At 71.5% G+C, this 8,057-nt stretch carries 6 protein-coding genes and 1 pseudogene; 2 read left to right on the plus strand and 5 right to left on the minus strand.

The genetic code is table 11. The features are described from left to right. Window positions 1-288: pseudogene (locus tag ACZ5WK_RS39245) on the plus strand (hypothetical protein); the annotation flags it as partial. Here ACZ5WK_RS39245 and ACZ5WK_RS39250 read toward each other — a convergent pair. The 4 genes from ACZ5WK_RS39250 to ACZ5WK_RS39265 form a co-directional block, all read right to left on the minus strand. Next, a complete protein-coding gene (locus ACZ5WK_RS39250; RefSeq protein WP_266301110.1) occupies window positions 245-787 on the minus strand; it encodes a hypothetical protein in 543 nt (180 codons plus the stop codon). The pseudogene ACZ5WK_RS39245 and the gene ACZ5WK_RS39250 overlap by 44 nt on opposite strands. A gap of 614 nt (window positions 788-1,401) precedes the next feature. Next, window positions 1,402-1,938 carry a hypothetical protein gene (locus ACZ5WK_RS39255; protein WP_465555207.1) on the minus strand — a complete coding sequence of 179 codons (537 nt, stop codon included), beginning with the start codon at window positions 1,936-1,938 and terminating at the stop codon, window positions 1,402-1,404. A 364-nt stretch (window positions 1,939-2,302) separates the two neighbouring features. Then, entirely contained in the window at window positions 2,303-3,607 is a 1,305-nt protein-coding gene (locus ACZ5WK_RS39260) for a hypothetical protein (RefSeq protein ID WP_465555209.1), read from the minus strand. An 847-nt stretch (window positions 3,608-4,454) separates the two neighbouring features. Continuing rightward, a complete protein-coding gene (locus ACZ5WK_RS39265) occupies window positions 4,455-5,786 on the minus strand; it encodes a glycosyltransferase family 2 protein (protein WP_465555211.1) in 1,332 nt (443 codons plus the stop codon). A gap of 647 nt (window positions 5,787-6,433) precedes the next feature. On the opposite strand from ACZ5WK_RS39265, the gene ACZ5WK_RS39270 reads away from it, so the two are divergent. Continuing rightward, window positions 6,434-6,799 (plus strand): hypothetical protein, encoded by a 366-nt coding sequence (locus ACZ5WK_RS39270; RefSeq protein WP_465555213.1) that lies wholly within the window; start codon window positions 6,434-6,436, stop codon window positions 6,797-6,799. An 18-nt stretch (window positions 6,800-6,817) separates the two neighbouring features. Here ACZ5WK_RS39270 and ACZ5WK_RS39275 read toward each other — a convergent pair whose 3' ends face one another. Beyond that, window positions 6,818-7,099, minus strand: a complete 282-nt coding sequence (locus tag ACZ5WK_RS39275) for a helix-turn-helix domain-containing protein (protein ID WP_465555229.1) — start codon at window positions 7,097-7,099, stop codon at window positions 6,818-6,820. Between the last annotated feature and the right edge of the window lie 958 nt (window positions 7,100-8,057).

The following is an 8,057-nucleotide window of genomic DNA, read 5'->3' on the forward strand; positions in this document are numbered from 1 at the left end:
AACGCCTCGAAGAACCTCGTCTTCAGCGCCTCAAAATCCATGATCCCCGCAACCCCTGAACTCCAGGGTGTTGCGGGGATCAGTAGAACCCACGGTGACGACATGCGGGGCTTCGTCGTGCTGCCCAAGCGCTGGATTGTGGAGCGGTTTTTCGCCCACCTGATGCGAAGCCGCCGCCTCGTGCGCGACTTCGAACGGTCCGCCAGCAGCGCGGAGGCGATGGTCTACTGGTCGATGACGACGCTCATGACCCGCCGGCTTGCCCGGCCACGTCCTTCGCGAGCGTGAACCGGCCCGGCGACGACTCGACCAGCCAACCCCTCGCCACCAGCCGCTTTGCCTTCGAGCGCAGTGCCTCGATCTTCGCCGGCACCGGGTCCAGGCCGAAGCAGGCGGCCATCTCCTGGCACGCCAGCGGCCCTTGACCCAATCGGTTCCGGTCCGCGAGAGCCTGCAGGATCCGCTGGTAGTCCACCGACAGTGCCGACCAGGCCAGCCCCGCACGCCACATCGGAACCATCGATTTCGGCTTCGCCGACCCCGAAGACCCGGGCGTTGTCGGCGGCTGACTGCGATCCGTCAGATCCTCGCGGGCATCGGGGTCGGCAACGTCGTCGCCCGGGGCCAGGACCTCGCCGACGCGCGAGCGGGCGATGACCCACTCGTTCCACTCCCGCTCGACCACGGCCAGTTCGGCCTGGATTCGGTCGGCCTCCTCCCGCAGTTCGTCCATGCGACGGCGAGCGGTCAGCTCACGCTGTTCCAGCAGCCCCACGACCGACGGCATCCCCGACCTCCAGCAGAGCGACGACTCAACAATGTCACCACTCCCCGAGACCACCGACCCTATGCCTGAACAGCGAAAACGCCGCCCTCAAGGCCGGAAAGACAACAGTCACTGAGACGGGTCAACCAACGTTGGCGGTCGTCGCGGCAGCAACGTTGGTGGAGGCCGTTACGTGATCGTTGCGGCGGTGGGGGCTGTTCACCAAGGGTCCGCCAAGGTGTGCGGGGTTCAGTTCGGCGACCGCGCGGGGCATCGGGCTCCGCGTCGAGCCGAGAGGTGGCCATCAAGGTGCGCACCCGGGCGGGGAGGTGGCCATCAAGGAATCGGCACGGGCGCCAGGAGGGTCTCCCGTAGGCCGCCCGGCGTCATGGCGCCCGCCTTCAGCACCGTAGGGTCGAGCGCACGGACCGTCGCAGCGACCTCATCGCCGGCCTCGGCCGGCGAGGCCGGGCTGTTCACCGGGAGCATCCTCCTGCGGCAACGGCACGGCGTGCATTTTGGCGTGCCGCTGTCGGATCGACGCTGCCTGCGGCGGCCGGACACCCGAGGAAGGGCGCGCCCGGTGACTGTGGCTCCTTCTGTGCCCGTCGCATCCGCCCAGGGGCGGAAGAACGTTAGGCGACGGAGTGGGTCACCGTTGCGGTGTAGGTGCCGTTCACCGCGCCGGCGGGGATCGCGACGACGAGGGTGGGGTTCCAGGTCGCCGAGTTGTTGCCGACGCCCGAGGTGAGGGTGTAGGCGGTGCGGCTGGTGTTGAGGGTCTGGGCCTGGCCCGCCGTGGCCTGGCCGGGGGTGAAGGTGCCTTGGCCGCTGGTGGAGGTGGCGGTTCCGGACCAGTAGGAGACCGCGCTGGTGGGGATCGTCTCGGAGGGGGTTGCGGCGCCGGTCGTGAAGCTGGTGGAGGTGACGGAGGCGGTCCAGGCGGCCGTGAGCAGGGCGCGGGTGTCGGTCACGGTGACATTGCCCAGCTGGCCGCTGACCGAGTTGCCGGGCAGCCCGCTTCCCAGACCCGCCGAGCCGGGCACGGTGATCGCCAGCGAACCAGCGGACACGGAGAACGTCACCGTCGTGTCACCGGGCGCGGCACTGGCCACTCCGGCGAGGGCGACAACCATCGCGGCTCCTGCGGCCACGGAGTATCGGATACGCATGGATGGGTGCTCCCTCGTCGTCCAGGGCCGCAACGGACGGGCCTGTTCCCCTCCACCGGCACTCATATGATTATCCGTATCCGATGAGTGACCAAACGTCATGTCCTCCGTTCAGCCCGGCTTACGAGACCGCGCGCTCCCCACCGTCCTGGAGGGCGGCCGGGCCGGGTACCGGGCCGGGATCCCCGCGGCCCGCCGCCCAGCCGGCCCGGCGCCGGGCCGCTCCCCCGGGGTTGCGTTCTCACGCTGAGGTGGGGAGTTGGCGGACCGCCGGGACATTGCCGCTCGGCTCGTGCCCGAGGCCTGGCCGTTGTCCGGGGGACGACCGGAAGCCGTACCGCCGGCCTCCTCAGGGGTCGCGCTGTCAGGCGACGGAGTGGGTGATGGTGCCGGTGTAGGTGCCGGTCGCCGCGGCGGCGGGGATGGTGATCACCACCGTGGGGCTCCAGCTGGTCGAGCTGTTCCCGTTGCCGCTGGAGCTGAAGGCTGCTCTGGGACTGTTGAGCGCCTGTTTGGCGGAGGCGTCGCTCTGGCCCGGCGTGGTGGTCACGGTGCCGTTCATGCTGTTCGCGGGCCCGGACCAGTACGAGACGTTCGAGGTGGTGATCGTCTCCGCGGGCGTCCCACCGCCGGTGGTGAAGTTCGTGGCGGACACCGTCGCCGTCCAGTTGCCGGTGGCCAGTCCCCGCCCGTCCGAGACGGTGACCGCGCCGAGGGCCGCGCTGAGGGTGCCGCCGGGCGCCGCGCCGCCGAGTGACGCGGCGGACGGCAGGCTGATCGACAGCGTGCCCGTGTTCGGGATGACGCTGATCTGGGTGCTGTTGCTGCCGCTGGTCTCGACGGTGTCCACGACCGCGCGGGTGAAGCTGGCCTTGCCTCCGGAAGAGGCGCTCAGCTTGCCCGCGGCGGTGTAGACGGTGCCGCCGCCGGTGATCGACGTGCCGTTGCCCGAGACCGAGACCCCCGCGGTGTTGTTGCGGTCGGCGATGAACGAGAAACCGGCGAACGCCCCGGTGGTCGGCGCGCTGAGGGTGGTCTTGCCGCCGGTCTGGTCGAGGAAGAACGCGCCGGCGGTGAGCGTGCCGCAGGCCGTCGGGTAGGCCGGGCAGGCGAGGTAGATCGTCACCCCGGTGCCGTTCAGCTTCCCGCCGGAGATCGTCATGCCGGTGGTGACGACGTACGTGCCGGGGTTGAGCGTGAGGGTGCCGCCCAGGTTCGTGATGCTGGTGTAGACCCCCGCGCTGATCGTCTGGTTCCCGGAGATGTGGTTGACGCTGGGGTACGGCGCGGCCGGTGTCGTGGGGCAGGCCGTGGCGGCCGGGCACTGGGCCAGCGCGGCGTACGGGTCGGTGACGGCGCTCTGGTTGGTCGGGGCGGGGCTGTACGAGCCGCCGCCGGAGGTGGCGAAGCCGGCCGGCGCGGCCGGGCCACCGATGGTGCCCCCGGCCGCGGTGACCGTGGTGGTACCGCTGACCAGCGCCGCCTGACTGTTCGTCGAGTTGACCCGGATGTCACCGGTGACATGAATGCTGCCGGGGTGGGCGTACAGGGCGTTCGCGGCGCTCGCGTTCAGCACACACAGGCTCGCCGTACACGCGGTCGCGGCCCGCGCGACAGGGGACGGAGCGGCCACGACCCAGACCAGCATCGACGCAAGAGCGAGCACCACGGACCAGACCGGGCGGGACGAGCAGTACCGCACACGTGAGCGGCCGCGCCCGCTCACGACCGGACAGCCGCCCGGGAACGCGTCAGGACGGCGTACCGGCGCAGCGGCCGGCCCCCGAGTGTCGCGCCCTGGCCGGTCGGCGCCCACCCGGTACATGCCTGAGCGTCCAGCGGCGGGTCTCACCGTCACGTCGACCATCCTCAGCATGGCCGAAACCTACCAAGCCACCCGTGTCGGGCAGGGGAAGCGCGCGGTGCCCCGGGCGGCATGCGGCCGGCCGTGGCCCGGCCGCCAGGTACCGGTGTCCCTGAGAATCGGCCGGCACCGCGGCCTGTCCTGGCACCCGCGCCAGCACGGAGACCGTTCGGGCCGAACAGCTCGTCGCCTACTCCCAAGCGCTGGCCTGGGCCTGCTGGTACGCCCTCGGCCGGGCCCGTCACCATGCCCGCCACACCCCCACCGCTCAAGGGCGGCGCCACCGGTAAGGGATCCGCACTGACCACGGCCCCGGCCGAGCCGGCCGGGGCCCGGGGTGCAGAGAGCGCAGGAGGGCCGGGGCCATGTCGTCGACGAGCGGCGTCCGAGCCGCCACCGCCCACCGCCTGGTGCCCTCCTGCCGGCCCGGCATCACTTCAGGGGCCGGGCGAAGAATCAGGCCCCGGCGTCGAGACCGTACTGCGGGGACGCCGGCGGGCCCGCCCATGCCGGCCTGCAGGGTCTTCTCCTCGGAGCCGAAAGCGCCGAACAGGTCCGGGGAGGTTGTCGCGGACGCTTCGTGGCCGGATGCCATGGAGCGGCACGTGCGGGTGAGCGTGAGGCGCCGCCGGTGTGGACGGGCCCCCGGGCGCTACCTTCCGGGTCGGGTGTGGCGTTGCTGCCAGACGCTTTGCAGGTAGCGGTACGGGCCGTAGCGCAGTCCTCGGCGTTCCAGCCGTCTGAGGACACGGATGCTGTCGTCGTTGCCCGGGTCCAGCAGGGGGCCGGCTTGCCGGGTTCTGCGCTGATTGGCCCGGTACCAGCGCCACAGGCCGTTGGGCAGGTGGCGCAGGAGGGAGACCAGCAGGCGTGGTCGGTGAAGGACGGCGGCGGTGAGATAGGCGGTGTAGCCGATCCCGAAGCCCTCGACCTGCCGGGCGAGTTCGTTCATGCTGCGGCGGTGGCGGTGCCAGACGATCGCGTCGGGTTGGTAGGTCACGGTGTAGCCGGCGGTCAGGACCTCGTGGAAGGCCAGCAGGTCCTCTCCGCCCCGGGAAGGGGTGCCGGTGCCGGTCGCGGGATCGAAGCCTCCCATGGCCCGCAGGACGTCGGTGCGGAAGGCCATGTTCGCGCCGCAGCCGAAGCGGCCGGGTGAGAATTGCGTGAGCGGGTCCGACAGCGGTTGGCGCAGGGACCAGGACTGGGGGGTGAAACCCCGCACTCCGGAGGCGTAGGCCTCGGCGGTGAGCTGGGCCTCGGTGTCCAGTTCGGCGGGCAGGACCATCCCGGTCACGCACGCGACGGTGTCATCGGCGAACGCGTCGACCAGGGCGGTGACCCAGCCAGGGTCGGTGAGGGCGTCGTCGTCGGTGAAGGCGCAGATCGCGCCGCCGGCGACCATCAGGCCGCGGTTGCGGGCCCGGGACAGGCCCGGCGCGGGCTCGCGGACGTAGCGGATCCGATCGCTGTAGCGGGAGCGCACCAGGCGCTCGGTGTCGTCGCTGGAGGGTGCGTTGTCGACCAGGATCACTTCCAGGCGGGGGTAGGCGATCCGCAGCACGGAATCCAGGCACGCCGGCAGCATCCCGGTGCGGTCCCGGGTACACACGATCACGCTCACCGGCACCGGGTCGGCCGGCACCTTGGCACCGGCCGCCCGACGGAGTGGGGCCGCAGCCTTCCCGGCTGGAGCCACGGTGGACACCTGAAGCTGTTGAAGAGCGGCCTCGACCAGCATGTGACTCAACGCAGCCTCGTCGCCCTCGGCACCGGTGGCCGTGACCAGGCCGAGTGGCTGTCCATGACGCCGTACCAGCGCCAGCACATGCCTCTCAAAATCGCCGGCGGGTGCGGACCCGCCCGGTGCACGCAGCTCCCCCGGCTTCCCCAGGTCCAGCTCGACCACACGGACCGGGGAAGGGAGCGAGCCGTTGGCGCGAGGACGCGGCTGGGATCCGGAACTCTGCCGGTCGTAGTCGTTCATCGGGGACCTCTCCAGGCGGGCAGAAGCCCTCCCCATCAGACACCAGAGCACCCGGCGGACACCGTGCGCCACACCGGCATCCTTGCGCCGTTGCGGACAACGCCCGGCAGCGGCCACCGAAAGCACCGAAACGCGGCAGGAACGCGGTAACCGGCCCGGCCTACCAAAGCGGGACCCGGCCGCGAGTTCAGCGGCCCCGCCCAGCGCTGACGAGGACGGCACCATCCCCCCTCCCGCTCCCAGGTACCGGCCGCGAGACTGACCAGGCCGTCCTTGCGGAAGCTCCCCTTTCCGTTCCCCCGCCTCTTCGCTTGGGTGGCAAACCGAGAAACCGCCAGTCGCCCCCTCCCCTTGGAGGGGAGGGGGGGGGGGGGGGGTGCCCCCCCCCCCCCCCCCCCCCCCCAGTACTGCTGGGGGCCCGACCGAGCCGGCCGGTCAGGCGGCGCGCTGCGCGCCCTCGGGGGGTGTCGCCTTGCCGGCCGTGGTCTTGTTCCTTGCTGCCGGGTCCGCCCTTCCTACCGCCTCGGGCGTGACCGTGGGCCGCGTCCTTGTCCTGGCTGCGGGCCGGCTTCGGCCGTCCACCGCGGTCCTCGCCCGGCTTGCCGTGGACCTTCTCGCCCCCGGCCGAGGCCCGGCCATCCGTGCCGATGTCGTTCGTGGTCTTCCCGGCCTTCGTCGGCCTCCCGGCCTTGCCCTTGCCGCCGTCCGGGCCCGCCCTGTCCTTGCCGGCCGGCTCGGCGCGCTCGTCCGGCCCGGTGCCGGGCCTGCTGGATGTTCTCCATGGTCATCGCGGCCACCCGGCGGCGGACCCGGTGAGGGACGTCGCCGAGCAGCGGGTGCTCCTGGTCGTCGTCCTCATCCTGGACGTGGCCGGGACGGCTGGGGTGCCGGGCGAGGGCGGCGTGCAGCGTCGCGCCGGCTTGCCACGCCCCGGCGTGCACGACGGGCTCCGGCACGCCACCGCCGCGACGGAGCCTGCAGAATCTGTCCATAGGCTCCGCCCGCGGCTGTAGGCCAGGTTGCCGGTCCGGTCAGGTGTCCGCGGTGGGCTCACGGTCGCGCTGGGAGCGGCGGAGTTGTTCGTTGAGGCGCAGGGCTTCTTCGAGTTGGTCTTCGAGGATGACGATGCGGCAGGCGGCCTCGATGGGGGTGCCCTGGTCGACGAGGTCGCGGGCACGCATGGCGATGCGCAGTTGGTAGCGGGAGTAGCGGCGGTGGCCGCCGCCGGAGCGCAGTGGGGTGATGAGGCGGTGTTCGCCGAGGGCTCGCAGGAAGCCGGGGGTGGTACCGGTCATCTCGGCGGCGCGACCCATGGTGTAGGCGGGGTAGTCGTCGTCGTCGAGTTTGTCGGGTGTGTCGGGGCTGGCCGTTGTAGTCACTGCACCTCTCTGGTTCTCGGGGAGAACGCGTCGAGGGGCCCCGGGGCCGTGTCGGCTCCGGGGCCCCGAAGGGGAACAACACCATCTACCGACCCGGGGTCGGTCCTTCTACTTCCGCACTGCCCCGGAGGGGGTGTGCGGGGATCGCGTATGCGTGACCGGAAACCACCGTCCTTGCGTTGGGGTCTGCGGTGTCCGCCCGGACGAGTGTTCACGGGCCGGGCGATCCTGATGGCGCTTGCGCCCTCCGTTCATCCTCTGTACTGACCTGTCACTTCGTACTGCTGGTACTGCACCTGCCGAACTGCGTACTACTGGTCGGTGGCCGTGATGGCCCACCCGGTCCGGCAGCCGGCCCCGCCGGCCGTCCTGCACCTGCGCTGGCCTGGAACCACTGCCCGGACCCCTCGGCACGCGCGCCCGCAGTCTGGGCGCCTTTGCCGAGGTCCTGCCTGTCTTGCGACTGCCGGTACCGCACTCACCGAACTGCGTACTACCGGTACCGCTGGTGGCGGCCCCTGATACCTGCGGGCCGCCCGGTCCGGCAGCCAGTCCCGTCGCCGTCCTGCACCTGCCTGGCTTCGGAACTCCACTGCCGGACCGAACTGCGAACTTCTGTCCGACAACCCCGGCCAGTTCGTGTCCGGCCGGTATCGCAGACTGCTGTCTACGAGAGAAACGCTAGACCGACCCGCGAGCAATGTCTACTCCGGCGCGCATAGATTTTGCAGCGCCCGCGAGTGAGGTAGTCTCCCGCGGCGGGGGGGGGGGGGGGCCCCCCCCCCCCCCCCCCCCCCCCCCCCCCCCAAAAACAAACCCCCCCCAACGCACAACCCACCACCCCCCCTCCCCCCCTCCCCCGAAGGCCACACACACCAACCACAACCACACC

The sequence above is a fragment of the Kitasatospora sp. NPDC032757 genome, from assembly GCF_055579305.1.

Bases quoted from the DNA above. Each gene is read 5' to 3' on its own strand.
- ACZ5WK_RS39250 (WP_266301110.1), bottom strand. From the start codon at position 787: ATGCCGTCGGTCGTGGGGCTGCTGGAACAGCGTGAGCTGACCGCTCGC.
- ACZ5WK_RS39255 (WP_465555207.1), bottom strand. From the start codon at position 1,938: ATGCGTATCCGATACTCCGTGGCCGCAGGAGCCGCGATGGTTGTCGCC.
- ACZ5WK_RS39265 (WP_465555211.1), bottom strand. From the start codon at position 5,786: ATGAACGACTACGACCGGCAGAGTTCCGGATCCCAGCCGCGTCCTCGC.
- ACZ5WK_RS39270 (WP_465555213.1), top strand. From the start codon at position 6,434: ATGTCGTTCGTGGTCTTCCCGGCCTTCGTCGGCCTCCCGGCCTTGCCC.
- ACZ5WK_RS39275 (WP_465555229.1), bottom strand. From the start codon at position 7,099: ATGGGTCGCGCCGCCGAGATGACCGGTACCACCCCCGGCTTCCTGCGA.